Source organism: Anabaena sp. CCY 9910 (assembly GCF_963920875.1).
Classification (GTDB): Bacteria; Cyanobacteriota; Cyanobacteriia; order Cyanobacteriales; family Nostocaceae; genus Trichormus; species Trichormus variabilis.
On sequence record NZ_CAWUDJ010000010.1, the window covers coordinates 73,621 to 100,087 of the forward strand.

The 26,467-nt window shown below is 43.3% G+C and carries 22 protein-coding genes and 1 pseudogene; 16 read left to right on the forward strand and 7 right to left on the reverse strand.

Annotated features, from left to right (window positions below; all coding sequences use genetic code 11):
• Window positions 1-37: 37 nt before the first annotated feature.
• The 8 genes and pseudogenes from ruvC to ACM5QX_RS10470 all read left to right on the forward strand — a co-directional run bounded on the left by ruvC (window position 38) and on the right by ACM5QX_RS10470 (window position 8,710).
• Entirely contained in the window at window positions 38-529 is a 492-nt protein-coding gene (gene ruvC / locus ACM5QX_RS10435; protein WP_414753446.1) for a crossover junction endodeoxyribonuclease RuvC, read from the forward strand.
• A gap of 67 nt (window positions 530-596) precedes the next feature.
• Window positions 597-785 (forward strand): annotated as a pseudogene (locus ACM5QX_RS10440) (universal stress protein); the annotation flags it as partial.
• Window positions 786-1,185: 400 nt separating this feature from the next.
• Window positions 1,186-2,097 (forward strand): exosortase-dependent surface protein XDP2, encoded by a 912-nt coding sequence (locus tag ACM5QX_RS10445; RefSeq protein WP_414753447.1) that lies wholly within the window; start codon window positions 1,186-1,188, stop codon window positions 2,095-2,097.
• Between the two features lie 310 nt (window positions 2,098-2,407).
• Window positions 2,408-3,055 (forward strand): HAD-IA family hydrolase, encoded by a 648-nt coding sequence (locus ACM5QX_RS10450; RefSeq protein ID WP_414753448.1) that lies wholly within the window; start codon window positions 2,408-2,410, stop codon window positions 3,053-3,055.
• Between the two features lie 421 nt (window positions 3,056-3,476).
• On the forward strand, window positions 3,477-4,433 hold the full coding sequence (locus ACM5QX_RS10455) for a formylglycine-generating enzyme family protein (RefSeq protein WP_414753450.1): 957 nt from the start codon (window positions 3,477-3,479) through the stop codon (window positions 4,431-4,433).
• Entirely contained in the window at window positions 4,423-6,783 is a 2,361-nt protein-coding gene (locus ACM5QX_RS10460; protein WP_414753451.1) for an arylsulfatase, read from the forward strand. Before ACM5QX_RS10455 ends, ACM5QX_RS10460 begins: the two co-directional genes overlap by 11 nt.
• A gap of 242 nt (window positions 6,784-7,025) precedes the next feature.
• Complete coding sequence (locus tag ACM5QX_RS10465) at window positions 7,026-7,904, forward strand: bile acid:sodium symporter family protein (protein ID WP_414753453.1); 879 nt, start codon at window positions 7,026-7,028, stop codon at window positions 7,902-7,904.
• A gap of 140 nt (window positions 7,905-8,044) precedes the next feature.
• Window positions 8,045-8,710 carry an HAD family hydrolase gene (locus ACM5QX_RS10470; RefSeq protein ID WP_414753454.1) on the forward strand — a complete coding sequence of 222 codons (666 nt, stop codon included), beginning with the start codon at window positions 8,045-8,047 and terminating at the stop codon, window positions 8,708-8,710.
• Window positions 8,711-8,808: 98 nt separating this feature from the next.
• Here the strand turns inward: ACM5QX_RS10470 and ACM5QX_RS10475 are convergent, their stop codons facing one another.
• Complete coding sequence (locus ACM5QX_RS10475; protein ID WP_414753455.1) at window positions 8,809-9,813, reverse strand: aldo/keto reductase; 1,005 nt, start codon at window positions 9,811-9,813, stop codon at window positions 8,809-8,811.
• A gap of 488 nt (window positions 9,814-10,301) precedes the next feature.
• Between ACM5QX_RS10475 and ACM5QX_RS10480 the strand changes: the two genes are divergently transcribed.
• The 5 genes from ACM5QX_RS10480 to ACM5QX_RS10500 all read left to right on the forward strand — a co-directional run bounded on the left by ACM5QX_RS10480 (window position 10,302) and on the right by ACM5QX_RS10500 (window position 17,045).
• The gene (locus tag ACM5QX_RS10480; RefSeq protein WP_414753456.1) at window positions 10,302-11,390 is read left to right on the forward strand and encodes an LLM class flavin-dependent oxidoreductase; all 1,089 of its coding nucleotides are present in this window, start codon (window positions 10,302-10,304) and stop codon (window positions 11,388-11,390) included.
• A 179-nt stretch (window positions 11,391-11,569) separates the two neighbouring features.
• The gene (locus tag ACM5QX_RS10485) at window positions 11,570-12,916 is read left to right on the forward strand and encodes an LLM class flavin-dependent oxidoreductase (protein WP_414753457.1); all 1,347 of its coding nucleotides are present in this window, start codon (window positions 11,570-11,572) and stop codon (window positions 12,914-12,916) included.
• Window positions 12,917-12,988: 72 nt separating this feature from the next.
• Complete coding sequence (locus tag ACM5QX_RS10490; RefSeq protein WP_414753458.1) at window positions 12,989-14,227, forward strand: acyl-CoA dehydrogenase family protein; 1,239 nt, start codon at window positions 12,989-12,991, stop codon at window positions 14,225-14,227.
• Between the two features lie 475 nt (window positions 14,228-14,702).
• A complete protein-coding gene (locus ACM5QX_RS10495; RefSeq protein ID WP_414753459.1) occupies window positions 14,703-16,145 on the forward strand; it encodes an NAD(P)-binding domain-containing protein in 1,443 nt (480 codons plus the stop codon).
• A 39-nt stretch (window positions 16,146-16,184) separates the two neighbouring features.
• On the forward strand, window positions 16,185-17,045 hold the full coding sequence (locus ACM5QX_RS10500) for a CmcJ/NvfI family oxidoreductase (protein WP_414753460.1): 861 nt from the start codon (window positions 16,185-16,187) through the stop codon (window positions 17,043-17,045).
• Between the two features lie 257 nt (window positions 17,046-17,302).
• On the opposite strand, the gene ACM5QX_RS10505 is transcribed toward ACM5QX_RS10500, so the two are convergent.
• Entirely contained in the window at window positions 17,303-18,598 is a 1,296-nt protein-coding gene (locus ACM5QX_RS10505; RefSeq protein ID WP_414753461.1) for a DNA cytosine methyltransferase, read from the reverse strand.
• Between the two features lie 235 nt (window positions 18,599-18,833).
• On the opposite strand from ACM5QX_RS10505, the gene ACM5QX_RS10510 reads away from it, so the two are divergent.
• From ACM5QX_RS10510 to ACM5QX_RS10520, 3 genes are all read left to right on the forward strand, one after another.
• Window positions 18,834-19,418 carry a Uma2 family endonuclease gene (locus tag ACM5QX_RS10510; protein WP_414753462.1) on the forward strand — a complete coding sequence of 195 codons (585 nt, stop codon included), beginning with the start codon at window positions 18,834-18,836 and terminating at the stop codon, window positions 19,416-19,418.
• Between the two features lie 116 nt (window positions 19,419-19,534).
• The gene (locus tag ACM5QX_RS10515) at window positions 19,535-19,759 is read left to right on the forward strand and encodes a type II toxin-antitoxin system HicB family antitoxin (protein ID WP_414753463.1); all 225 of its coding nucleotides are present in this window, start codon (window positions 19,535-19,537) and stop codon (window positions 19,757-19,759) included.
• Window positions 19,752-19,949: a type II toxin-antitoxin system HicA family toxin gene (locus ACM5QX_RS10520; protein ID WP_414753465.1), complete on the forward strand. Its 198-nt coding sequence runs from the start codon at window positions 19,752-19,754 to the stop codon at window positions 19,947-19,949. The genes ACM5QX_RS10515 and ACM5QX_RS10520 overlap by 8 nt, the downstream gene beginning before the upstream one ends.
• Before the next feature lie 79 nt (window positions 19,950-20,028).
• On the opposite strand, the gene lpxB is transcribed toward ACM5QX_RS10520, so the two are convergent.
• From lpxB to ACM5QX_RS10545, 5 genes are all read right to left on the reverse strand, one after another.
• On the reverse strand, window positions 20,029-21,183 hold the full coding sequence (lpxB, locus tag ACM5QX_RS10525) for a lipid-A-disaccharide synthase (RefSeq protein ID WP_414753467.1): 1,155 nt from the start codon (window positions 21,181-21,183) through the stop codon (window positions 20,029-20,031).
• 123 nt (window positions 21,184-21,306) lie between these two features.
• On the reverse strand, window positions 21,307-22,125 hold the full coding sequence (gene lpxA / locus ACM5QX_RS10530; protein WP_414753468.1) for an acyl-ACP--UDP-N-acetylglucosamine O-acyltransferase: 819 nt from the start codon (window positions 22,123-22,125) through the stop codon (window positions 21,307-21,309).
• Between the two features lie 248 nt (window positions 22,126-22,373).
• Window positions 22,374-22,889, reverse strand: a complete 516-nt coding sequence (gene fabZ, locus ACM5QX_RS10535) for a 3-hydroxyacyl-ACP dehydratase FabZ (protein WP_414753469.1) — start codon at window positions 22,887-22,889, stop codon at window positions 22,374-22,376.
• A gap of 76 nt (window positions 22,890-22,965) precedes the next feature.
• Window positions 22,966-23,808, reverse strand: coding sequence for a UDP-3-O-acyl-N-acetylglucosamine deacetylase (lpxC, locus tag ACM5QX_RS10540; protein ID WP_414753509.1), 843 nt, complete (start codon window positions 23,806-23,808; stop codon window positions 22,966-22,968).
• Window positions 23,809-23,920: 112 nt separating this feature from the next.
• Window positions 23,921-26,437 carry a BamA/TamA family outer membrane protein gene (locus ACM5QX_RS10545; protein ID WP_414753470.1) on the reverse strand — a complete coding sequence of 839 codons (2,517 nt, stop codon included), beginning with the start codon at window positions 26,435-26,437 and terminating at the stop codon, window positions 23,921-23,923.
• Window positions 26,438-26,467 lie beyond the last annotated feature (30 nt).

Consider the following 26,467-nt stretch of genomic DNA (forward strand, 5'->3'; position numbering starts at 1 on the left):
ATGTCCATCAAACCATAACTTGGTAAAAGATAATTTAATGGAAAAGCGAATTTTAGGATTAGACCCAGGACTGGCAATTTTAGGATTTGGGGCAATTACTTGTACACCAGGCTTAACCCAACTACAAAGTACAAAAGTCAATATCTTGGACTTTGGAGTCATCAAAACCTCAGCAGATATCGAGATTGGGCAACGCTTGTGTACCTTGTTCGATGATTTGCACACAGTGATTGATAATTTACAGCCTGATGTAGTCGCAATTGAAAAACTGTTCTTCTATCGTATGTCAAGTACAATTGTTGTGGCACAAGCTAGAGGTGTAGTAATGTTAGCCTTAGCACAGCACCATTTGCCTTATGTCGAATTTACACCAGCACAGATTAAGCTAGCTTTAACGGGATATGGCAACGCTGATAAATCTGAAGTGCAAGAGGCGGTAGCACGAGAGTTAGATTTAGCAGAAATTCCTCAGCCTGATGATGCTGCTGATGCTTTGGCTGTAGCTTTGACAGCTTGGTATCAAATGTGATTTTTCTCAAAAGAGAATATAGTTGGAAACTGGAGAATAAAGTCGGAAACTACCTGGCACATTTGTAGTCAAAACTGATATTTTCCACGGCAACTCAGAAAGAGAAATCCTCACCTATGCCCAAATTCATACGGTACACTTAATTATTTTGTTTAGCAATAACCGTATGGTTACAGACAGGGCTTTTTTTGGTCACCGAGTTGATGCCATTGTTAGTAAAGCTCAATGTCCAGTCGTGACAATTATTTTACCTTGACCATAATAATTCGCTGTTTTTTGCAATACTTACGGGTTCGCCGATAAGCGTTCTCGTAGAGTAGCCTGAAGCCAGCCAATAATTAAAAATTAGGGTATTTGCTGCTTAAAATCTGCCTAACTCCCGATCAAAAGTACTGATGATTGACACAGGCAAAAAGCTATGAGATATTTCTTTTATCTACGGTAACTTAATCGAGTTTTAGTAGTTAATAAGTCCTTTATTGAAATATTCCCCAGACAAAAGGACTAATCAATAGCGTTGTGAAAAGATTTGAGACTTTTATAAACGCAGAAATTTGGTCACATGATTTTGATTTTGTGTCCAAATTTATCCTGCTGAATAGTCTATTTGATTCACTGATGCAAATTTTTGTAATGTCTACTCAGGTGTAATACGAATGAAAATTGTGTTGGTAAAAACAATTAAGCTCTTGACAAGTGTTGCTTCTATATCAATGGGTTGTTTTTTGGTGACACTACCTGCTCAAGCCGCAACATTCAGTGCATTTTCGTTTAAAACCAATGTTACTGCCACTGCGATTAATGATCCCACAGGCCAACTACTCAATGACCCAACTAGAGATATCCGGCTAGATTCAGTCGAATTCAATAGTAGAAAAATTTCTAACTTTGAAGTTGTTACAGAAGCCACGATTCTTCAAAATGATACTTACACTTTGCCTAATGGTGATATTTTTGGTGTACTCCATTCAGGACGAGGGCCAAATACTGCTAATGATAACTTAGTCCCAGAAGGGCCTTCAAAACCAAATCCAACTCCTCAAGATATTGTCAGTACTTTAGGAAACTTAAATTTAAATAGTATTTTAGTCACAAGAGAAAACGCAGATAAAGCTATTATCGAAGTTTCATTTGCTAATCCAGTGAATACCTTCTTCTTTTGGGAACGTGGTGGAGCAGCAGGCTCAAATATTGCTGGAGATAGCGATTTATTGGTAGAAGCTTTAGATGATAACGATGCTGTTATCGCTAGTTACAAAATCTTGAGACAAAACTATACCAAAGCTGACTATAACATTAGTACAGTAGTTGAGCCAATCCTGAATAATGGGCCTTTCAATATCGGTTCTATCGGTATTACTTTGAATGGAACTGGCACAAAAACATTAAGATTAACCAGTGCTAATAATAACAGGGCGAATTCTAACGTTCCTGGAGATAACGGCCCAGACTTTAAAATTGTGGCAGCTAATATTGAAACTGTTCCTGAACCTGCTACTTTTGTAAGTTTACTAGCTGTTACTAGTGTCGGAATCCTCTTCAAACGTCGGACACAAGTTAGAGGCTGATTTAATCGAGCTTGTCAGCCATAAACTCTGCATTAATTGCAATGTCTGCGTTTAGGTTTGCCCTACCAATGCACCCCAATCTCATACCAATGTTGCAGTCAAAGAGGATGAGTTAATTGACAGTGGGATTATGGGTGAATATCGTCGCATTGTAGGTTGGGGATATGGCAGAAAAAATAATAGTGAATTAGACACTGCTCATAAATTGCGTCAACTACCGCGCCCTTATCAAAGTTAGTTGGCTGTTGACGGTTGACTGTTAACCGTCAACGATTTGAAACGTAATAATTTCTTTTGTCATTGTTCATAAATGAAGAATATTTGTATCATTTTTGATTTAGATGGAACGTTGGTTGATAGCGAGAGACTTTGTAACCAAGCATTTATCGATTTACTACTTTTTATCAACGAATCAATTGATAGTCTGATTTATCGATATCGTGGTAGAAAATTAGCTTTAATTTTAGCGGATATAGAAATAAGATATGGCGTAAGGTTACCTGTTGATTTTGAGGTAATATATCGTCAAAAAGTGAATGAACTATTTGAATTTTACTTGCAACCAATCCCAGGCGTTCCAGAGATGCTTGAAACTCTGGAATATCCTATTTGCGTGGCTTCAAGCGCGCCAATGGCAAAAATTCGCACGGCTCTAAATGTCACAAATATATCGCATTATTTTGGCGATCGCTTGTTTAGCTCTTATGATGTAGGCTCATGGAAACCCGACCCAGGTTTATTCTTATACGCAGCTAATAAAATGGGCTTTCCTCCTGAATTTTGTGTTGTAATTGAAGATAGCGATGTCGGAATTCAAGCCGCACATTCAGCCGGAATCTATGCTTTTAAATATTCAACAGAGGAAGAAGCAGAGGAAAGAACTAATGTATTTTCTAATATGAAATTTCTTAAAAAACGGCTTGATAATATTTACGCGATGAAATGCGATCGCTCATAAAATACCCCACGATATGTAATAAGTTAATAACTTTCGGTGACAGGACATATCGAGAACCGTTGTCTGAATTAGGAATCCTTCTATTGCGATAGTCTAGGAGTTGACAGGCTATATCAATGCCAGCAAACAAAGTTCTTGACTTATTTTTGCTTAAGAGGTAGGTTATCAATATTGCTTTAACTACGGTAAATTTATCGATATAAAGTATGATGTAAATTTAAAAAAATATAAGGTTTTTAAATTAGTGCAAATTCATGGCAATTTTCGATAAATGAAAAATTGCTGATTTTTTGCATATTTATAGACTACTGATGAATATTTATCAGCAATATTGAGTCATTTTGATGTCTTCTTGTTAACAGTCAACACCACTGTGTTAAGGAAAAGTTTTTTAGCGCTGTTATTGGTTATAGGAGTAGCGATGTCTACGGCGATTCCTCCCGCTTTTGCTGCTACCGTTAATCCCTGTTCTCCAGAAATGGTAATGATTCCCGGCGGGACATTTACGATGGGATCGGATAATTCCGGTTATATAGAAGAACTCTCAGCACCAGAGGTAAGAGTTAGTTATTTCTGTATAGATAAATACGAGGTCACAAACTCCCAATTTGCAGAGTTTGTCAAAGCGACGGGTTATGTGACAGTTGCAGAGCGCCCTTTATCAAAGGAACAGTTTCCCGACTTGCCAGATGAGCAGAGATTACCGGGTTCTTTAGTGTTTGCAATAGTACAGCCAGAAGCAAAAGTACTGAATTGGTGGCATTGGCAGACTGGGGCAAATTGGCGACATCCCTTTGGCAAAGAAAGCGCAATTGTACATCAAGATAACTATCCAGTTGTTCATATTGCTTACGAAGACGCTGTAGCTTACGCCCAATGGGCAGGGAAATCACTACCCACTGAAGCCCAGTGGGAATACGCTGCCCGTGGTGGGTTAGATGCTGCAACTTATACTTGGGGTGACCAATACTCGGAGAAAAAAGCCAACACTTGGCAAGGAATATTTCCCTTTTTCAATACCAAAAAAGATGGTTATACAGGTATTGCTCCCGTTGGTTCCTTTCCACCCAACGGTTATGGACTTTATGACATGACTGGCAATGTTTGGGAATTAACATCTGATTGGTTTATGCCAGGACATAACCAAAAAACCCACAGTTTTAATCCTACAGGCCCGGAACAAAGTTTTGACCCCAATAAACCCAGCGAACAAGCCCTACACGTAATTAAAGGTGGTTCTTATCTGTGTGCGCCTAACTATTGCAGCCGCTTCCGTCCAGCAGCACGAGAATCTCAAGCACCGGATACGGGAACAACACATATCGGATTTCGCTTAGTGAAGAACTTGACTACAGAAAGGATAAAGAATGAAGTTTGAATCCAAGCCCTGGAATTTGTTTCCAAGAATAGCAAAAGCGATCGCTTTATCATTATTGATAGTTTTGTTAACGATCAATGACCCCGCCCTAGCCGCTACATCTCAGGTTTTACCTGTACCCTTACCAGAGTTTAAGGGAAAAATCGGCCTCACCTATAAAGAATCACAACCAGACTTTCCCCAACCCATCGCCGCCCCCAGCAACGCCCCCAACGTCTTGCTAGTAATTCTAGATGATGTGGGCTTTGGACAAGCCAGTACCTTTGGCGGCCCTGTAGATACTCCCAACTTAACACGCCTAGCCGAAACAGGATTACGCTACAACCAATTTCACACCACTGCCCTGTGTTCGCCTACCAGGGCAGCTTTGTTAACTGGACGCAATCATCATTCAGTGAATACAGGAGTAGTTGAGGAATTAGCCACAGGTTATCCTGGCTACACAACAGTTTTGCCTAAGAGTGCTGCCACTGTTGCCGAAATCCTGCGACAAAATGGTTATAACACAGCCGCTTTTGGTAAATGGCATAATACACCAGACTTTGAAACCAGTGCTGTCGGGCCTTTTGATCGCTGGCCTACAGGGTTAGGATTCGAGTATTTTTACGGCTTTCTTGGTGGTGATACTAACCAGTGGAGTCCGGCTTTAGTGGAAAACACTAAACGGATAGATAAACCCAACAAGCCAGATTATCACCTAACACCTGACTTAGTAGACCATGCGATCGCCTGGATTCGCAATCAACAATCCATTGCACCAGAAAAACCCTTTTTCGCCTATCTCGCTACAGGTGCTACCCACGCACCCCACCACGCCCCTAAAGAGTGGATTGACAAGTATAAAGGTAAATTTGACCAAGGCTGGGATAAATTACGCGAAGAAACCTTTGCCCGACAAAAGCAACTAGGTGTAATTCCAGCTAATGCCCAACTCACCCCCCGCCCTCAAGAATTGCCAGCTTGGGATTCCCTCTCAGCAGAACAGCAAAAACTCTATGCCCACATGGCCGAGGTATTTGCTGGATTTTTAGCCCATACAGATTATGAAATCGGTAGGTTAATTAATGCCGTTGACCAACTCGGTGAACTGGATAACACCTTAGTAATCTATGTGGTGGGAGATAACGGTGCTAGTGCCGAAGGCGGTTTAACAGGTAGCGTCAACGAACTGCAAGTTTTCAATGGTGTACCCGAAAATCTCCAACAACTGCTAGCTGCTTATGATGACTTGGGTAGCCCCAAAACCTTCAACCATTTTCCATCTGCTTGGGCATGGGCAGTCAACACTCCCTTCCAATGGACAAAGCAAATCGCCTCTCACTTTGGCGGTACTCGCAACCCCTTAGTGATTTCCTGGGGCGCAGGGATTAAAGACCAAGGCAGCATTCGCAGCCAATTCCATCATGTAATTGATATTACACCCACAATTTTGGAAGTTGCGGGAATTACTGCTCCTAAACAAGTAAATGGGGTGAAGCAACAACCAATAGAAGGTACTAGCCTCGCATATACATTTAATAATCCTAATGCGTCTTCTCATCGGGAAACGCAGTATTTTGAGATGCTGGGTAACCGAGCAATTTACGATGAAGGTTGGGTAGCTGCGGCGCGTCACGGTCGCTTACCTTGGGAGCGAACTGTTAAAGGTAACTTTGATACAGATGAGTGGGAACTGTACAACATTGCCGAAGATTTCAGCGAGGCGAATAATCTAGCTAAGAAAAACCCAGAAAAGCTAGAAAAACTGCAAAAGTTGTTTTTAAAAGAAGCCAAGAAGCATAAAGTCTTACCGCTAGACGATCGCATTGCTGAAAGATTTGATGTTAAAATTCGTCCCAGCCTCACTAGAGGACGCACAACATTCACCTACTATCCAGGTACAGTAGGCATTCCCGAAGGTAGCGCCCCAAATTTGAAAAATCGCTCCTTCACGATTACAGCTAATGTAGAAGTTCCGGAAAATGGGGCAGAAGGTGTAATTTTAACCCAAGGCGGTCGTTTTGCTGGCTGGAGCTTTTTCCTAGAGGATGGTAAGCCCACATATATCTACAACTATGCCAATACCGCCCGCTACATTATTCAATCACCAGAAAAATTACCCTCCGGTAAATCTACAATCCGATTCAACTTTGATTATGACGGTGGTGTAGGTGCAGGTGGCATCGGCAAATTATTCATCAATGACCAACAGGTAGCTGAAGGACGAGTAGATAAAACCATCGCTTACCGTTTAGCCCTAGACGAAACCTTTGATGTTGGCAGAGATACAGGTACTCCAGTGGTTGACACCTATCAAGTACCTTTTGCTTTCACTGGTAACTTACAACAAGTCAGCCTGGATTTGAAGTAATCAAGATTCTGACTTTTCACGTCATGTGGAAAAGCTAACGCCAGACTTAACCCCCCAGTCCCCTTCCCTACTAGGGAAGAGGGAGAAATCAAAGCCTCTCTCCTTGCAGGGGAGAGGTTTGGAGAGGGGTTTTCCAGATCCCGTGAAAAGTCAGATCAAGATTGGGGTATGGAAGTGAGGAAGCAGAGGAAAAATAACAAAGCTTCATGCCCCATGACCCATACTCAACCCACCTATAAATCATGAATGAAATATTAGTAATAATCGATAAACTTGCCCTATTCACATTCATTGTGTTCACCATGTTAGGTGCAGGTTTAGGTCTCACCATCAAACAAATTTGGGAACCACTCCGCAGCCCCAGACTTGTCATATTTTCCTTGCTGACAAATTTTGTATTGGTGCCAAGTTTTGTTTATCTGCTAGTACAAATAGTACCTTTGAGTGAAGCATTAAAAGATGGTTTACTCATCATGGCATTAGCATCAGGCCCGCCAGCCTTGCCTAAACTTGCTCAAATAGTGAAGGGCAATATAGCCTTTTCTGTGGGATTAATGATGTTACTGATGTTTGGCACAATTTTTTATATGCCATTAGTGCTACCCTTAGTCGTGCAAGGTGTGCAAATTAATTCTTGGGATATTGGCAAGCCTTTGTTATTGATGATGATTAGTCCATTAGTAATTGGACTATTTATCAAAGCCAAATTTGCGGCGATCGCTCCTGTTATTCAGCCTATTTTATTCAAATTATCTAGTACTGGACTATTTTTAGGATTAGTAGTCAGATTAATAATTCACACCAACGATATTATTGGTTTATTAAAAACAGGTGCAATCTTTATTTGTGCAGTATTTATTATTTTTTCCTTTAGCGTTGGTTATCTTTTAGGCGGGCCTGGTATTGACACTCAAAGAGTGCTAGGAGTCGGAACAGCACAGCGAAATTTTGCCGCAGCATTATTAGTAGGCTCAAGTAATTTTGAAGATCCCAACGTTGTGAGCATCATCATGGTGACAAGTATATTAATGATGATAACAGTTCTGACTGTCGGTCCAAAGTTTATAGAATTAGACCAGCCAAAAGACGGAGACATTAAACAGTTAGAGATATCAGGGTAAACGCATCTTATTTACCAAGCAAAAATCAAGACTATGCAAATAAAATTCCCCTTTGAAAATAAACTTTTCATGGAATTAATTAAAAAAAAGGATAAATAATTATCAATCTTATGAGAAAATCCTAAATTTGAGGTAAAAATATGGGTCAAAATCAATTCGAGCTTGTAATTTTTGATTGTGATGGAGTTTTAGTTGACAGCGAACCAATTATTAATCGCATTTTTGCAGAAACACTCACTGAAGCTGGCTTTCCTATCACTTATGCAGAAGTAACTCAAAAATTTATTGGCAAGTCCTTAAAAAACTGTTTAGAGATTATCGAGACATCTTACAACAAACCATTGCCCAAAAACTTTATAGAACTTTGTAAAGAGCGAGAAATGGCTCCTTTGGAGAAAGAACTAAAACCAGTTCCAGGCATTAGCGAAGTGTTGGAGCAAATTACATTACCAAAATGTGTGGCATCAAATAGTAGCCACCGCCATATTCAACTGGTATTGAAATTAACGGGGCTTATACATAACTTTGATGGCAAAATATATAGCGCTAATGATGTTTTGCGCCCCAAACCTTTTCCCGATGTGTATCTTTATGCAGCCGAGCAAATGAATACCAATCCAGAATATTGTGCTGTAATTGAAGACTCCGTACCGGGTGTACAAGCAGCATCCGCAGCAGGAATGACTGTTTTTGGCTATGCTTATCACAGCGATGCCTACGGCGGGCTGCGCCAACGCACTGCTCTTTTGGAAGCTGGAGCAAAGATTGTGTTTAACGATATGCGGCAGCTTGCTCAACTTCTTTAGTTATTGGGTAACTAAAGAATGCAGACGGAAGTATAGACTTTTTTGATTTCTTCCTCTGCATCCTCTGCTTACTTTTACCCAGCGATTTTGGGTTTCCTCTACGGACGATTTCCAGAGGGATACTGATGCCCTAGTATGGGATGGGGTGTGTAAGGTTCTTCCAGGTATTTACGCTCTTCATCAGAAAGCTCTAAATCCACTGCCTCGACAGCCTCTTTCAGATGTTCTATCTTACTAGCGCCAATGATGGGAGATGTTACACCTGGTTGATGTAATAGCCAAGCTAGGGCAATTTGTGTGGGTTTAACACCTCGTGTTGCGGCTAATTCTACTACGCGATCAACTACTTTAAAATCTGAATCTTGATAGTAGAGATTGTGAGCGAATTCGTCAGTTTTTGACCGTAGTGTTTGCCCATAGTCTGACTTACTGCGATTTCCTGCTAAAAATCCCCGCGCCAAGGGACTCCAAGGAATAATACCAATCCCTTGATCTAGGGCTAAGGGTATCACTTCTCTTTCTTCTTCCCGATAGACTAGATTGTAGTGATTTTGAATGGAGACAAAACGAGTCCAACCGTGGATATCTGCGGTATAAAGGGCTTTGGCAAATTGCCATGCGTAAACACTAGAAATTCCTAGATAACGGACTTTACCTGCTTTGACAATATCATGCAGTGCTTCTAGGGTTTCTTCAATTGGTGTTTCATGATCCCAACGGTGAATTTGGTACAAGTCTACATAATCGGTCTGTAGTCGTCGCAAAGAAGCATCAATGCTATCAAAAATATGTTTGCGAGATAGCCCTCGGTCATTGGGCCCATCGCCGACTTTGCCATGTACTTTAGTAGCAATCACAACCTGATCTCGTTTGGCAAAGTCTTTCAGCGATCGCCCGACGATTTCTTCACTAGCACCCAAGGAATAAACATCGGCGGTATCAAAGAAGTTAATCCCCAATTCCAAAGCCAGTTTGATAAATGGACGACTCTCTTCTTCTTCTAATACCCATTCGCGCAATTTACGCGAGCCATAAGTCATCGTACCTAGAGTAATACGCGATACTTTGAGTCCAGTTTTGCCAAGATTTACATATTTGATCATACTGTCTGCTCTACCTTTTGTTGGGACGCTTAATATGGATTCGCCTAGAGTATTGGATAGCTATGAGCATTGCTTTGCAAAAGCCAGTTCATAAAACACTATAAACCAATCGGTTTACCGTAATTAATGATTAAAATATTAAGAATTACATATAGCTGATATTTTGATTACGCTTCCCCGCTACACCGTGAGGTTAGCGGGAGATGTTTGTTTCACAGAAACTTGCGTTGTGTTACAAAGATCGGCGATTTTTCATCGAGCAATCCAACGGCTCACAACTGGCAATTGTGAAGAGAACCAGAGCCAAAGGCTATCTGATAACTAGATATAAATCCCTACCACAGAATCCAAAGACCCCCTTGTTTTTTAGGCTCATATATGCAAATCTCATATATACTACGGTAAACCTACTGGCTTGCCGTATAAATTAAACTAAATTAAATGCAAAACCAACTTTTAGCACCTATTGAGAAGGGTTCTGGAAAGCTATGACTGAGCCACGCTACGGGATTTGGATACCTGTTTACGGCAACTGCGGCGTGATGAACCATCCTCTCGAACCTCGTGATGCTAGTTACTTACGAGCCAAAAATTTAATTCAGTTAGCCCAAAGGTGCGGATTCACCACAACTTTAATAGCACAACATATCATCAATCCCAGAAACCAAGAACTTGACCAACTAGAAACCTGGACAACAGCATCTGCACTTGCAGAAGCGACAACTTCTATTGAGATTATTGCAGCTGTTAAACCACTGCTATTCCATCCAGCTGTCTTAGCAAAGATGGCTTTAGGTATTGATGCAATCAGTCGAGGTCGTTTTGCGATTAACTTAGTTAGTGCTTGGTTTAGACCAGAAATGGAAAAACCAGGAATAAACTTTTTAAAACATGATGAGCGTTATCGCTATTCGGATGAATGGATTAGTGTTGTCAAAGCTCTGTGGAGTGGAGAAGAAGTTAATTTTCAGGGAAATTATTTTCAGATCAAAGACTTAAGGTTTAGCCCATCATCCATAGCCAAACCACATCCGCGCGTCTATGTGGGTGGAGAGTCAGAACCAGCACAAGAACTAGCAGCAAAACAAGCACATACATTTTTCCTCAACGGTCGTCCAATTGAAGTTATCCGCGAAACCATCGCTCAGGTTCATCAAAAAGCTAGTTCTCGTTCTCAACCTTTAGGTTTTGCAATGTCAGCTTTTGTGATTGCTCGACCAACAGACGCAGAAGCAGAAATAGAATATCAAACCCTGAGAGCAATGGTACTAGCACAAGACGATCGCTCAGAACTACTTAAAGGAGTGGATTCGGAAGTAGTCATGTTTAAAAATATGGCTAAATACCCTGGTGTGGGGAGCAATGGCGGAACGGCGGCTGGCTTAGTTGGAAGCTATGACACCGTAGCTCATCGGATTGCTGAATTTAACAAAGTAGGAATTGATACTTTTATGCTGCAATTCCAGCCTTTTGTCAAAGAAATGGAGCGTTTTGCTGGGGAGATCATACCAAGAGTGCGAGCGTTAACAGTAGGAAGTGCAGCGATCGCCATGTTGGTCAGTTTTATGTGGAATTAGCTGGTCAAAAGATTACTCAAGCTTTGAAATATTTACATGAAGCCGAGTTTGATGTAGAGGTGCATTGAAATGGTAACTGGGGATTGGCAAGAACATTGAGATTAAATTGCATCTTCTCAATATATAAAAACTAACAGTAACAAAAAACACTATTCATTAATTAAATATGCGGAGAGCTAATGAGTAAATCAAAGCAATTAAAATTGGGTGCATTCATGCGTCCGGTAAGTATACATACAGGTGCTTGGCGTTATCCAGGAGCTTTGCCCGATGCTAATTTCAATTTCCCAGCACTCAAAAAATTCATCCAGAAACTAGAACAGGGCAAATTTGACGCATTTTTCATGGCTGATCATTTAGCAGTACTGAATATGCCAATTAACGCACTCAAACGTAGCCATACTGTCACCTCTTTCGAGCCTTTCACTTTACTGTCTGCCCTTGCCAGTGTCACCGAACACATCGGGCTAGTAGCTACTGCTTCTACAACTTATGACGCACCTTTTCACATTGCTCGCCGTTTTGCCTCTCTTGACCATATCAGTAGTGGTCGTGCTGGCTGGAATATTGTCACCACAGCCAATCCAGACGCAGCACTCAACTTTGGCTTAGAAGAAGAAATGGAACATGACGAACGCTACCGACGAGCAAGAGAATTCTATGATGTCGTTACAGGTCTTTGGGATTCCTTTGCTGACGATGCCTTCGTCCGGGACGTGGAAGCAGGGATTTATTTTGACCCCGACAAGCTGCACGTTTTGAATCATCAAGGAAAATATCTCTCTGTGCGGGGGCCATTGAACATCGCTAGACCTATTCAGGGCTGGCCGGTAATTGTTCAAGCGGGTGCATCCGAAGCCGGAAGGCAATTGGCAGCAGAAACTGCCGAAGTTGTGTTTGCACCTGCTGGTAATCTAGAGGCTGGCAAAGCTTTATTTGCAGACATTAAGGGACGGGCGCAAGCGATCGGACGTGACCCAGACAGCATCAAAATTCTTCCAGGTGCTTTAGTCATTGTGGGTGAAACTGTGGCAGAGGCGCGTGCCAAACGTGAACATTTGGACAGCCTAGTACATTATGAAAGTGGCATTGCTAGCCTCAATAGTGCGCTGGGCTACGACGTTTCTGGTTTTGATCCAGATAGCCCCTTACCAGAAATTCCCCAGACTAACGCCGGACGCAGTTCCCGTGAACGGGTAGTGGCACTGGCGCAACGCGAGAACTTGACTATCCGTCAGTTAGCTCAACGTATTGGCAGTTATGGCGGACTAGCTTTTGTTGGTACGCCCCAAACTATCGCCGATGAGATGGAAAAATGGCTGAACGAAGAAGGTTCTGACGGATTTAACATCATGTTTCCGTTTCTGCCTGAAGGACTGAATGATTTTGTAGACGAGGTAATCCCAGAACTCCAACGGCGTGGCATCTTTCGCAAAGAGTATGAGGGAACAACACTACGGGAAAATCTCGGACTCGCTCGCCCCGCTAACCGCTTCTTTCAACCTACACCCGCATTGACTAGCTAAATACATTTGATTGAATTGAACATCGAAATCTCTTCCTAATACTCCAATGTTCTAAAAATAGAGAGAAAAACAATGACTCAAATTGAAGAAAAAGTTATAGATTCCACCTTCAAATTTTCATCTCCGGTTACGCCTAAATCTCCTGAACTACAAGCTTTGTTTGATTTTATTGCACTGGGAGCAAGTGAGCGCGATCGCGATCGCATTCTACCTTTTGATGTGGTTGATTTAATCCGGCGTTCCCGGTTGGGTGCATTGCGAATCCCCGTTACTGAAGGTGGTGGTGGTAGCACGGCGCGGGAATTATTCGAGGTGGTGATTAAGTTAGGCGATGCTGACCCGAACGTGGCTCACATTGTGCGGAATCATTTTTCTGTCACAGAGCGAATTTTGCGTTCTCAACGCACCGAAAGAAATCGTCGCTGGCTAAAAGCTGTTGCCGATGGGGCAATTATTGGACTTGCTTCCACCGAATTGGAAGTTAAACGGGCTGGCGCTGGCCAAGTTGTGAATACAAAATTAACACCCGATGGCGACGGCTATCGTCTGAATGGGACGAAGTATTACAGCACTGGCAGCCTTTATGCAGACTTGATTTTTGTACGTGTACTAGTACCCGACGGCACTACAGCGTTCATTCTCATTCCTACTAACCGTGAGGGAATTGAGCTTGTAGATGACTGGGATGGCTTTGGGCAAAGGCTTACAGGTACAGGAACGACTAACTTCACTAATGTCCGCGTAGAGACAGAAGAAGTACTTTTTGAGACAGATACAGATAAAGATTATCTGCCATACAATATTGTCCCGCAATTATTCTTGACCGCAATCAACGCTGGTATTATTCGTAGCGTGCTGCGTGATGCCACAACCCTAGTTCATAAGCGCCCTCGGACTTTTTACCATGCCGTATCTGAGCAAGCAGCAGATGACCCCATCTTGCAGCAAACCGTCGGACAAATTTCTGCTCATGCCTTTGCGGCGGAAGCGATCGTTTTAGCCGCAGCCGATGGACTCGATCGCCTTTCTGCGGCTAAAGCCCAAAGTGAAGAAGCAGAAACGGCTGTAGCGTTAGAAACTTCTTTGAATGCAGCCAAAGCCAAATTAATTGTTGATGATTTGGCGTTACGTTCAGCCACCTTACTATTTGAAGTCGGCGGGGCTTCGACAACCAAGAAAAGCTCTAACTTTGACCGTCATTGGCGCAATGCCCGTACTTTATCCTCACATAACCCCAATCACTTTAAGGCGCGTGCAATTGGCGATTACGAGATCAATGGTAAGCCTTTGCCACAGAGAGGATTTTTTTAAGGCGTGTTTCACTACCATCCAGGCAAGATGATTGAACGAACTTTCAATTCATCTGGCTTCACATTGATTCACTGTGATGTTAACCCTCAATTGATCCCGTATTTATGCAAAACCAGAAAATTTATCTAATTGACCCAGTAATTATTCGTTTGCAACACTTAATATTAGTTTAGCTAATTGTTAGTTTATCATGCAATTGTGATCTTCAGTACAGATTTTTTGTATCAATGTGTGTAAGTTATATTTGGTGAGTAAGATTGCTACATGACTTTGTGGTAAATCTCTCACTAAACAGCATCTCTTTTGATCCCTTGTATAGCAATTAGTCAGAGTCTACAAGCAAGCTTGGTAGCTGGAGAGTATTTCATCATATTAGAGGCAGTTTAATCTACCTGTACTCTTTGCAGGAGACTAAAAATTTTGGTTCTCTCAGCACTAATCTTCGTAAAATCTTGTTTCATCTTGAAAGACCGATATGACAACAACGACTGACCTCGATTTTGCCGCACGCGAGGCGTTGCGCTTACTCGGCTCCGATCCCGAAAACTGGGTGAGCGATCGCCCAGACATTGACCACAATGTGACGATAGTAGGTGGTAGTGGCAGTGGTAGTACTTTCGCATTTGCTCTACGACGTGCTGGTATTGGTCGCGTAACAGTTATCGACGCTGCTCTTGACGAAGGCCATGCAGGTGTATGGCTGACGCGAGCGCGGATGAAAAAGCTACGCACACCAAAAAATCTGCCAGGGCCAGAACTGGGCATTCCCGCCCTGTCTTTTCAAGCTTGGTATGAGGCACGGCACGGTGTTGAGGCATACGCAGCCATTGACCGGATTCCACGAGTATTATGGGCTGAGTATCTCAGTTGGTATCGGCATTTCTTGAATATTCCAGTTAGGTATCAGACGAAGTTGGTGCGGATTGAGCCAGCAGCAGGTTTCTTTCGTCTACACCTGGAAGTGAGCGGTGTTTCGCAGATAGAAACGACACGTAAGATTATCTTCGCCAATGGTGTAGCTGGTACTGGTGGCCCAAACATACCATCTGTACTGGCATCTCTGCCGCGCAAGTTATATGCACATACCTCTGATGAAATTGATTTCCATGATTTACGTGGCAAGACTGTAGCTGTTCTGGGTGCGGCGGCTTCAGCTTTCGATGCCGCAGGAGTAGCACTGGAATCAGGTGCGAAAGAAGTACACCTGTTTGCACGACGGTCTGAAATCGCATCTTTACCTGTGATTCGTGTGCGGGGTTATCCTGGTGCTTACTATAACTATGCACAACTACCTGATGCGGCTCGTTGGTTCCAAGCTTGGCGATTTAATCAGGCTGGCTCTACACCACCGCCAGATGCAATTGAACGAGTAACTGCATTTTCTAACTTTCATCTGCACTTATCTGCACCTTGGGGAGAGGCTCATAACCAGGGCGATCGCATTGTGGCTCAGGTGAATGATAATGTTTTCGAGTTCGATTTTGCGATCGCTGGTACTGGCTACTTTGTTGACCCGACGAAGCGACCAGAACTTGCTGATTTTGCCCATCATATTGCCCTTTGGCGCGATCGCTACGAGCCACCAGCCGGTCAGCACAACGAACAACTTAGTACTTACCCTTATCTTGGTAACGCCCATGAATATCAAGAAAAAGTCCTTGGTAGTGCGCCTTACTTAAAGGATATTCATGTTTTCAATCCTGCTGGCTTCGTCAGTTTCGGTCTGCCCATTGGCGATGTACCTAGCATCAGGCGTGATGTGCCAGCAATAGTATCACGTATCAGCCACGACTTATTCTTTGCTGACTGGTCATTACACGAAGCCCGGATTACTAGTGATAACGTGGTACCAGACTTCGAGCCATCACTGTACGCAGATGCAGTATGGAAAGAGACAGCTAAGGTGGCAGTCAGCTAAATCTGCGTAGATTTTATAATTCTCAAACAGGTATAACCTATGAGCTTAAATAACCAAGTTCTAGATAAACCGCTTTCCTACGGCTTGCCATCGGTAGAGGCTAACCTCAGCTATTTGATACCGATGGCAGAAAAACCCGTCAACTACACCTATGAACCGCCACCAGGAGTTCCTCGCACTAACGGAACTTTTCAGACTTATAAACTGCCAATTTATAATGCTCGTTCTATATCAGAGAAAATCTCTCTAGATGAACAAGGTTTTGCATTTACTGCTTACAACACCAGCGTCCGCGACTTTTATGACGAGGAAGAAATACGCCAAGTTTACTATCCAGAAGCAGAGCAATTACTGAAGGAACTCACCGGTGCTTCTCAAATTGTGATATTTGATCACACCCTGCGTAATGCGGCGCAATCAAAGCCAGGTGAGAACAACATTAAAGAGCCGGCGAAGCGTGTACATAACGACTTTACCGCTAAATCTGGCTATACACGGGCGCGTTTGGAGTTAGCTGCACGAGGTATAGAAGACATTGATAGGCTATTACAACAACGGTTTGCCATTATCAATGTTTGGCGAGGCATCGCTAACACAATTCAAGAGTCACCCTTAGCAGTTTGTGATGCTCAAAGCATTGCACCATCAGACCTTGTAGCTGGAGACTTGGTGTATCGAGATCGCATTGGTGAAACCTACACAGTCACCTATAATCCAGAACACCAATGGTTCTACTTTCCGCAAATGCGAAGGGACGAGGTTCTATTTATCAAATGTTTCGACTCTGCGGAAGACGGACGCGCACGCTTTGCTGCTCACACAGCCTTTGAAGATCCCAGCAGTCCTATAGATGCACGGCCTAGAGAGAGTATAGAGTTGCGGACATTTGTTTTTTATTAAGGCGTTGCTGATTAGTGGGATGATTTTTGTCTCACGCAAAGGCGCAAAGACGCAAAGAATCAATATTCTGCTTTGTACAAAAGTCTCAATTCATCCCGCATTTATGCAACGCCTTTATTAAAGTGATGAGTGATAACTCTCGCACTAACACAAGCATAATAGTTTCATCAATCCCTACACCCTTATACCCCTACACCCTAAACCCTAAACCCGTGTTTTGGGGTGTAGTGTAAAAAACCTACACCTGTCAGACACCCTTACACCCCTTTCAAACTAGAATAATGCTGTGCAGCCTGGGAGATGTTGAATTGTAGTAGCTTTTCTTGTCCCAATGGATAGTGAATACTGGGTTTAACAGGTGATATATTCAATCTGCAAATAATCTCGCTGGCTACTGCTTTTGCTAGTAATGGCGGTACAGAGTTACCGACTTGGCGAAAACCATGCCATTTGGTGATATGAAATCTAAACCAGTCTGGATAAGAATGCAAGCGTGCGGCTTCTCGGACTGTAATACATCGGGGTGTGAATGGATGAATTGGTCTAGGAGAGGTGAAAGAACCTTTAAATTTATCTGTTCCTGCCCTTAATGTATTGCAGACACCCGATGGATGCAGTTTATGGAATCGGCTGATTGGTTCTCTTTCACCTGGGATTGTAGCTGCAAAGCGTTCGATGGTTGTCTGTGAATGCTTGGTTCTGAGGCTAGAAGAGAGAAGACGAGAATCAAATAGGCGATCGCATGAATAATCATCTGCTAAAGTACTAATACCGCGAAGTACGGCAGCGTAATTACTGGGTTTGCCATACTCGGCAATTATCCAATCTCTTGTTAACAATTCTGGGTATTGTTCTACCTCCGGTAAATCGCCAATGGCCTCCCAAACAGTGGGACAATGTGGCAGACGAGATAAATTCTTGGCTTTTGAGTTATTTGATTTAGTTGGTTTGGTAATTGGTTTGGGGTATTTGGGTAACTTGACATCTTCCCTTGCACCAATGAGAAATAATCTTTCCCTCGCCTGCGGTACTCCATAATGAGCTGCATTGAGAACTTGATAATTCTCTTCCACCTGATAACCGTGGCTTTTAAACTCATAAATCAAGGCTTGGAGGATTTGTTTATGTTCACCAAGAGTTATCCCCCGCACATTTTCCATCACAAAAAATTTCGGTTGTAACTCCAGTACTAACCGATGAAAGTGAAATACCAAGGAGTTACGGGGGTCATCAAAAATTCGCTTACCCATGAGGGAAAAACCTTGGCAGGGCGAGCCGCAAATAATGACATCAATGTCCTGATTATTAATTTTGGAGCGATCGCGTATCTCTTTTCCTGTCGTCTCTTCTACACTTTGGCACAAAACTGAGCAAAAAGGAAAGTTATACTCATGTACTGCACAGTGAATGGGGTCAATTTCCACCGCCGCCAACACATCAAAACCAGCTTGTTCAAAACCAAGAGTCATCCCCCCTGCACCTGCAAACAAATCTACGGCGATGGGTCTTCGTCGCCTATTGTTGCGTTTTAATTCCTGGGTGCTGGAACTCATTGATGATGCAGACGCTAAGAAACAAACTGTAATACGGATTGTTGAACCAGCGATGAATCAAACTATGCTGAGGAAAATTAAAATTAGTATATTCTATAACAAGATGAATCTGTAAATCATCGTGATTTATCTGTAACTGTTGTGACTCAGTGCTTTTGACTCAAGATTTCAGGACTGTTTTGGCAATTCCCGAAGAATTAGCATAGTATTACGCAACGCTATTTTAACTATCTCTATGGTTATTAGTCCTTTGACATTAAACCTAGACACCGTTCACCTCACAGACGAACAGTTTTATCAACTATGTCAAAATAACAGTGAATGGAAATTTGAACGCACTCCCACTGGAGAACTGATTATTATGCCCCCCGTTGGCGGTGAAAGCGGTAATCGAGAAGCAGATTTAATGATTGATTTGGGTATCTGGAATCGTCAAACGGGACTCGGTTATACTTTCAGTTCTTCTACCATATTTAAATTACCCAATGGTGCAGACCGTTCTCCTGATGCAGCGTGGATTCGTCGGGAACGTTGGGAAGCACTCACTCTAGAACAAAGACGTAAATTTCCCCCCATTGCACCAGATTTTGTCATTGAATTAAGGTCAGCAACAGACGATTTGGAAAAGCTGCGCCAAAAAATGCGGGAATATATAGATGCAGGGGTGCAGCTAGGATGGTTAATTAATCCTCAACAGCAGCAAGTAGAAATATATCGTCAAAGCCAAAACGTAGAAATGCAGAACCTACCCACAGAATTATCGGGTGAAAATATATTGCCAGGATTTAAGTTGAGTCTACCTAGTTATGACAATTCGTAATAGGCTATGTCTGGTATAAATTTGAGAAACCCAGTATTCATACTATATTGACCCTTCCTAACAAGAGGGGAATGAGAGGTGATAATAGTTATTGAACTAGTAAAGGTAACTTTTATATGTCGTATAAAGTTAGCATTGTTATTGAAAAAGATGAATATGGATATTATGCTTATTGTCCTGAACTTCCCGGTTGTCAATCTCAAGGTGATTCCCTAGAAGAAGTACAGGTAAATATTAAAGAAGCAGTTGAACTTTATATAGAAACCTTGTCAAATTCAGAAAAACAGGCGCTTCAGAACAAGGAAATCTTCACAATAACCTTGGAGGTAAAAGTTGCCTAAGCTGCCACGTTTGACTGCAACAGAAGCTGAAAAACTTTTATTAGATGCAGGTTTTATTCAAATTAGAGGTAAAGGAAGTCACAGGATTTTTTTTCGAGAAGAAGTGAGAGTAGTGATTCCTTTTCATTCAGGGAAAATATTGCACCCAAAAATAGTGAAACAGGTTATACAAGCCATTGACCTTTTTTGAATTTTGAATTGGAGCGTAAAGCCTGCACCAAGGCTTAATGTGCAACGTCTTGTAGAGAAGCAACTTGATCCTGCACACTCTAAAGCATCTGCAAAATTTCTTGAGCTGCGCGATCGCATACTCCTAGTTCTCCCAAACATTGGCGCATTTCGTGATAGTCTGCCAAGGTTTGCGCTCGACGCTCGCAATTAAGCAATAATTCCATCGATGCTTGAGTAATATTCTCTGGGGTTGCTTGTTCTTGTAACAACTCCGGCACAATTGGTTTCATCACCACTAAATTAGGTGGGGAGGCGAAGGGAATAGAACCTTTCAGGATTTTCCGCGCAATCCAAACAGTAACAGGACTTAAACGGTAAACTACAACTTGCGGCACGTTTAACAATGCCAGTTCTAAATTAACTGTACCTGATTTGGTAATAGCAATATCAGCCGCCGCAAATACTTCTTTTTGTTGACCAGATACGACTGTAGCCCGTAAACCATAACCCTTGATGGCTGCTTCGATTGGTTCTCTGTAAACTTCCAACGACAGGGGAATCCAAAAATGAGCTTCTGGTAATTTAGCTTGAATAGTTTGGGCAGCTTGGAAAATTATCGGTAGTAGATATTTTAACTCTTGCCGACGGGAAGCTGGCAAAAGAGCGATCGCTTTTTTTTCTGGTGTAATGCCTAACTTAGCACGGGCCTCTTCTCTGCTAGGAACATCCTGCATCCTATCAAGTAAAGGATGTCCTACCCAGGTAACATTTGCACCGTTGTGACTAAAATAACGAGCTTCTTCCGGGAAAATAGCTAATAACTTATCTGTAAAACCAACTATTCGGGATGTATTCCGCAAACTCATCGACCAAACCCACTCTTGTGGTGCTATGTAATACACCACAGGCACATTTGGTAAATGTTTCTGCATATAAGTGCCGACACCGAGATTCGGCCCCATGTAATCAATCAGGACTACCAAGTCTGGGGGATTTTGTTTTAAATAGGCGATCGCTCGTCGCTGTACTATCAAAGTAGGCAAAACATAGGGCAGAGACTCAAAAATCCCCATTGAACCAATACCACTGGTATTGCCTAAAATAGTTGCCCCAGCCGCCGCCATTTTGTCGCCACCTAAGGCTACAATCTCTAACTCCATCCCCATAGCCACAGCCTGACGCTTCAAGGCCGCAATCAACAGCGCCCCTTGCAAATCGCCAGAAACTTCGCCAGTGCTAATAAATATACGCATTTTAATACTAGGGATTAGGGATTGGGGATTGGGGACTGGGGAAGGGGGAAAATCTTTGAGTAGGTTCTCTCCTCTGCCCCTCTGCTCCTCTGCCCCTCTGCTTCCCTGCCTCCTACCTCCTGCCTATGATTCATCACTCCCAACCGATTTTCCTCTGCCGGGAATTAAGCCCCTTCTGCCTGGCATTTGCGACAGTAATAGGAAGCGGCGCAGGTGTTGTAAGTGTTCTGTATCACCTAAGGTTTCTAATTCTTCTAATGCTTCTTTAAATAGCAAATTAGAACGGTAAAGGATACGGAAGGCTTTTTTGAGCAGTTGCAAGTCGCTGGCTTCCATCCCAGAGCGCTTGAGTCCTACCAGATTCAGAGTTCTAATTCTGCCTGGGTTGCCTTCTACCAACATATATGGCGGTACATCACGGTCAATTCGTGCCATTCCACCTACCATTGCTTGTCTACCAATATGTACGAATTGGTGGACACCTAAAACCCCGCTTAATCTAGCCCGTGATTCGATGTGGACATGACCAGCCAAAGCGACGGAGTTGGCTATAACTACGGAGTCTTCAATCACACAGTTATGAGCTACATGGGTGTAAGCCATTAGCAAATTATTATTGCCAATAATTGTGGCTTCTCCTGCCCCAGTCGCCCGGTTAATGGTGACATATTCCCGAATTAAGTTATTATCACCAATTTTGACCCAGGTTGGTTCTCCCACAAACTTGAGATCCTGGGGTTCCATGCCGATAGCTGCACCTGTAAAAATCTGATTTCGCGCGCCAATCTCACAAGGCCCTTCTATCACAGCATGAGCGCCAATAATTGTTTCCGGGCCGACTTTGACGTGCGCTCCAATCACAGCATAAGCACCGACTTGCACTGTTGGGTGCAGTTCCGAATTTGGATGAATTACAGCAGTTGGATGAATAAGCGTCTTCAAGGGTGAATCTCCAGAACTGTCTTGAGGAGCCAGTGCTTTGCTTTGGTTATCAAAGTTTCAGCCTCTGGCGTTGCTGAGTATGTAAATGGTCAGTGACCAAAAGTGTCGGGCGAAGCAAGTTGAGTGTGTGAGCGGCGAAAATCAAGAAATTATAAGATGCTCTTGTGGCAATTTTTTTTTACTGATATCCTGTTTCAGGATTGAGCAAAGGTACTTCACGGTTGTACCCATACCACGAAAGCTAGTTGTTAGTTGATCAGCGAAAACATTAATTCGCCTTCAGCTGCTAGTTGACCGTCAACTTCGGCACGGGCTTGCATTTTACCGAAACGACGTTGTTTAATCCATAACAGTTCCACTGTCATTACCAGTTGGTCTCCTGGTACTACTTGACGGCGGAAGCGGACTTTATCGATACCCGCGAATACAAATAAACCACCTTCCAAGTTTGGTAGTTGCGTCATCACAATACCACCTACTTGGGCCATTGCTTCAACAATTAGCACCCCTGGCATCAGTGGTCTATCTGGGAAATGACCAGTGAAATGTGGCTCGTTAATAGTGACATTTTTAATACCTACTGCCTGTTTTCCTGGTGTGTAGTCAATAATTTTGTCTACCAGCAAGAATGGGTAGCGGTGGGGTAATAATTTCTGAATTTCTTCAGATGTAAAAGTCGTTTTAATTCCGGGTGGTGTCGTCGCCTCATTAGTGGCGGGTTGTTCTGTAGATGTGGGTGCTTTCACTTCAGAGAGGGTTGACATGGGCAAGGTGGTTAATTTGTAATCTTGGCATGAATGTAGGTACGTCTAACAAGGAATTTTAGCTCTAAGCCGAAATTTAGTTACTCAAGGCTAAAATTCGCTGTGCCAGTTGAATGTGTAAATTATGGCTGGCTTTATACGCTAGGAAATGAGCACGGGGAAAATATCCCAGTAAACTTAAATCTCCTACTAGATCCAAGATTTTATGACGTACTGGCTCATTTGCAAATCTTAATGGTGGATTTACCCAGCCATCGGGGCCACAAACAAGGGCATTATCCAAGCTACCACCTTTGATTAACCCAGATTTTTGTAAATATTCGATTTGATGCAATAAACCAAAAGTGCGAGCAGGGGCGACTTCCTTGGCAAAGCTAGTATCTGACTCAGTAGTTAGTGACCAACTGTACCATTGGTTACCAATGGCTGGTAAGTCAAAGTCAATACCATAGCTAAAGCGGGTTTCGGATGCCGGGATAGCAGCTACAAAAGCATCGTCTTGATGAATCCAAATTGGTTGTTGAATATCCCCGGAAACTGTGTTATCTGTAACTGCTTGGGCTACTAAGCCAACTTCAGCAATGCTTGTTACCCATTCCTGGGCCGAACCATCTAAAAGCGGGACTTCTGAACCATCAATTTCAATACGGGCGTTATTTACACCCATCCCCGCCAGGGCTGCTAATAAATGCTCGACTGTACGGACAGCTGCTTCACCTTTCCCCAACTGAGTGGAGAGGACGGTTTGACTCACCGCCGCCACTTGGGCGGGAATAATTGGAGAGTCTGGCAAATCCACCCGCACGAAGTAACGACCACTACCCGCATCAGCAGGTAGTATGCGTACATGGGTACTGACACCACTATGCAGCCCTACTCCAGTATGAGCGATCGCCTCTGCTAGAGTGTGCTGTTTCATAGGAATACAGTCAGTATATAGAGATTTTTGTGATTCATATTCATCTTTGGTAAACACCCTGAAAATCCACAGTCCATAATCCCTAGTCTTTAAGTCTTGACCATTGACCAACCTAAAACCTTTCTCCAATACCGAAATTGATGCGGCTATCACCGTCATCGTTGATACCATAGTCAATACGAATTGGTCCCAATGGTGATTGCACGCGCACACCAAGACCATAACCGTAGCCGCTACCGCTTTTGTTCAGCACTTCAGCAGTTCTGGTACTGCTTCCCAAGTCGCTACCAACGTCAAAAAATAAAGCGCCACTAACTACAGAGAAAACAGGAAAACGATACTCAACAGATGCTTGCACAAAGCTGCGTCCGCTACCTAAAGCACCTTCTTCATAACCACGTACTGAGTTACTACCACCAAGGGTAAAGGCTTCATAGGGGGGCAAATCACCAAGGACTGTGCCACCCTGAATGTTAAAGGCTATGGTTTCCGGCCCCTTACTAAAACCTGTGAATTTAACGGGGAGATATTGACTGTAGCTACCCCGGAACCGAGTGAGGAAAATATTACCTGAGCCTACTGGTACTGATTGATCTACGCCGAAACGTAAGAAAGAACCGCTAGTAGGTTGCAAGGGATTGTTGCGGAGGTCGCGCTGTGCGCCTAGTTGCACTAATAATAAGTCATCTTCTCCCGTCCCTGAAAAGCTGAGGGGAACGAGTTCACTGGTACGGTTGCCATTATCGTCGAATACAGCACCTTCTTTTCTCAAGTTGCCGTCAGCATCACGGGTACTAACTCGCTGATACTGCAAGCCTGCTGAGGCTGTCCATTCTGCTCTTTCAAAGGGATTAGCTGATAGAGGGCGGGTGAAAGTAACACCACCACCTAGACGAGTGACACGAGGACGGTCTTGCTCGTCTGTATCATTAGGATTACCAGGGTCAAATGTTCTAATATCTTCATCCTTCCCGTCGAAAATCAAGGAGATGGAACGACGGCGGAAAATATTCGCTGTGTAAGAGGTGCGGTAAGGATCACCCCCAATCCAAGGGTCTGTGAACCGGAGGTCAAACAACAATTCTCGTTCGCCAAGTTGTACTTCTGCGCCTAGTTTTTGGTTTCTGCCGTTAAGGTTTTGCTGTTGATAGCTGACTGTACCAAACAACCCACTAGAAGAACTGATACCAGCACCAGCAGCAATTGAACCACTGCTACGTTCTACCACATTTACCACCACATTCACCTTGGTGGGGTCTGTACCGGGGTCAAGGGAAACATTGACATCTTCAAACAATCCTGTCCCAAATACCCGTTGTAGGTCTTTCTGGACGGTGTTGCGGTTGAATACCTGTCCTGGTTTCAATTCCACTTCTCGCGTGATGATATAGTCCTGTGTCCGTCCCCGAATTGGTTGTCCTTGTTCGTTGACATCCTGTCCTTCTTTGTTGCGAAAGCGGACGCTAATATTCTCAACAACTCCTTCAGCTACTTGCAGGGTGACAACTCCATTTTCGGAAACTTGGGGCGCGCCTACAACATTGGCGAGAACATAACCTTGGTCTTGATAACGTTTGGTTAATTCTTTAATCCCTTCTTGTAAATCCCGCAAGTTGAGAATTTTGCCATACTGGGGGCGGAAAATTTCATCAGCAGTAGCCTGGGGTAGGACTGAGGGAACGTTAGTACCAGGGTTGGCTTGAATTTCTACTTTGCTTAAGACGGGGTTGGGCTGGACGATAAAGCTGACTCGCACCCCTAATGGTGTGTCTTCTGGTGATGCTTGGACGTTGGAGAAAAAGCCTGTGCCAAAGATGGCGTTAATATCTTCTTGTAACTGGGAACGGGTGGTTGTCCGTCCTGGTTGAGTGCGAATTACGTTGTAAACTTGGGCTTCTAATTCGGGAGTTAGTTGTCCTGATTGCGGTCTCACGAGGACTTCTGAAACTAATACACGGGGTTCTGTGGTTTCAGGTGTGGCGTTAGGAGTGTTGAAATTTTCCGTCCCTGGAGTAGTTTCTGGGGCTGGGGCTGGTTCCTCGGTGCTTGGGGGGGCTACTTCTGGTTGGGGTGCAGGTTGTTCTGGGGCTTGTACAAGTTGCTTGGCTGTTGTCGCTCCGGTTTCGAGGGGGTTAGGAACTGGGGAGGGTAAATTGGCTTTTTTCTGTGGTGATGGTGATGAGCTAACACCTGATGTCAGCGATCGCCCATAATTACCATAATTTATTGTCTGATACTGACTCCTAAAAACAGCGCTCGATGTTGGTTTGCCAATTTCTACAGGCGCTATCTTACTGGCGGAGTTGCTCTCTTGCATGGGCGGATTTGTAGCCACTAAAGTCTCTACAGTGGGTACAATCACATCTTTTTTCGTCGTTGCTGCGGATTTATTTGACTTATCTGTCGATAATTCCCCTGATGGGGATTGTATATCTGCCAGCGCCTTGACAGTTGTGAAATTCTCCGGGGATTCTAAACTCACATTTTGTTCTGACTGCTGATTTGTCGCTGGGGCGATCGCCTCTAATGTCTGTTCTGAATTTGTAGGAGTTTGGGCATTTGCAGTTAAAGAACTACTTAAAGGTGCTGTGATTGCTACAGCCGCCACCAATACAGGAGATAAACGCATCGTCTTTAATTCCTTTCTTCCTCTTCACAT

What these genes read in the sequence shown, in the direction of transcription:
- ruvC (WP_414753446.1), top strand. Translation starts at nt 38, where the DNA reads ATGGAAAAGCGAATTTTAGGATTAGACCCAGGACTGGCAATTTTAGGA.
- ACM5QX_RS10445 (WP_414753447.1), top strand. Translation starts at nt 1,186, where the DNA reads ATGAAAATTGTGTTGGTAAAAACAATTAAGCTCTTGACAAGTGTTGCT.
- ACM5QX_RS10450 (WP_414753448.1), top strand. Translation starts at nt 2,408, where the DNA reads ATGAAGAATATTTGTATCATTTTTGATTTAGATGGAACGTTGGTTGAT.
- ACM5QX_RS10455 (WP_414753450.1), top strand. Translation starts at nt 3,477, where the DNA reads ATGTCTACGGCGATTCCTCCCGCTTTTGCTGCTACCGTTAATCCCTGT.
- ACM5QX_RS10460 (WP_414753451.1), top strand. Translation starts at nt 4,423, where the DNA reads ATGAAGTTTGAATCCAAGCCCTGGAATTTGTTTCCAAGAATAGCAAAA.
- ACM5QX_RS10465 (WP_414753453.1), top strand. Translation starts at nt 7,026, where the DNA reads ATGAATGAAATATTAGTAATAATCGATAAACTTGCCCTATTCACATTC.
- ACM5QX_RS10470 (WP_414753454.1), top strand. Translation starts at nt 8,045, where the DNA reads ATGGGTCAAAATCAATTCGAGCTTGTAATTTTTGATTGTGATGGAGTT.
- ACM5QX_RS10475 (WP_414753455.1), bottom strand. Translation starts at nt 9,813, where the DNA reads ATGATCAAATATGTAAATCTTGGCAAAACTGGACTCAAAGTATCGCGT.
- ACM5QX_RS10480 (WP_414753456.1), top strand. Translation starts at nt 10,302, where the DNA reads ATGACTGAGCCACGCTACGGGATTTGGATACCTGTTTACGGCAACTGC.
- ACM5QX_RS10485 (WP_414753457.1), top strand. Translation starts at nt 11,570, where the DNA reads ATGAGTAAATCAAAGCAATTAAAATTGGGTGCATTCATGCGTCCGGTA.
- ACM5QX_RS10490 (WP_414753458.1), top strand. Translation starts at nt 12,989, where the DNA reads ATGACTCAAATTGAAGAAAAAGTTATAGATTCCACCTTCAAATTTTCA.
- ACM5QX_RS10495 (WP_414753459.1), top strand. Translation starts at nt 14,703, where the DNA reads ATGACAACAACGACTGACCTCGATTTTGCCGCACGCGAGGCGTTGCGC.
- ACM5QX_RS10500 (WP_414753460.1), top strand. Translation starts at nt 16,185, where the DNA reads ATGAGCTTAAATAACCAAGTTCTAGATAAACCGCTTTCCTACGGCTTG.
- ACM5QX_RS10505 (WP_414753461.1), bottom strand. Translation starts at nt 18,598, where the DNA reads ATGAGTTCCAGCACCCAGGAATTAAAACGCAACAATAGGCGACGAAGA.
- ACM5QX_RS10510 (WP_414753462.1), top strand. Translation starts at nt 18,834, where the DNA reads ATGGTTATTAGTCCTTTGACATTAAACCTAGACACCGTTCACCTCACA.
- ACM5QX_RS10515 (WP_414753463.1), top strand. Translation starts at nt 19,535, where the DNA reads ATGTCGTATAAAGTTAGCATTGTTATTGAAAAAGATGAATATGGATAT.
- lpxB (WP_414753467.1), bottom strand. Translation starts at nt 21,183, where the DNA reads ATGCGTATATTTATTAGCACTGGCGAAGTTTCTGGCGATTTGCAAGGG.
- fabZ (WP_414753469.1), bottom strand. Translation starts at nt 22,889, where the DNA reads ATGTCAACCCTCTCTGAAGTGAAAGCACCCACATCTACAGAACAACCC.
- lpxC (WP_414753509.1), bottom strand. Translation starts at nt 23,808, where the DNA reads ATGAAACAGCACACTCTAGCAGAGGCGATCGCTCATACTGGAGTAGGG.
- ACM5QX_RS10545 (WP_414753470.1), bottom strand. Translation starts at nt 26,437, where the DNA reads ATGCGTTTATCTCCTGTATTGGTGGCGGCTGTAGCAATCACAGCACCT.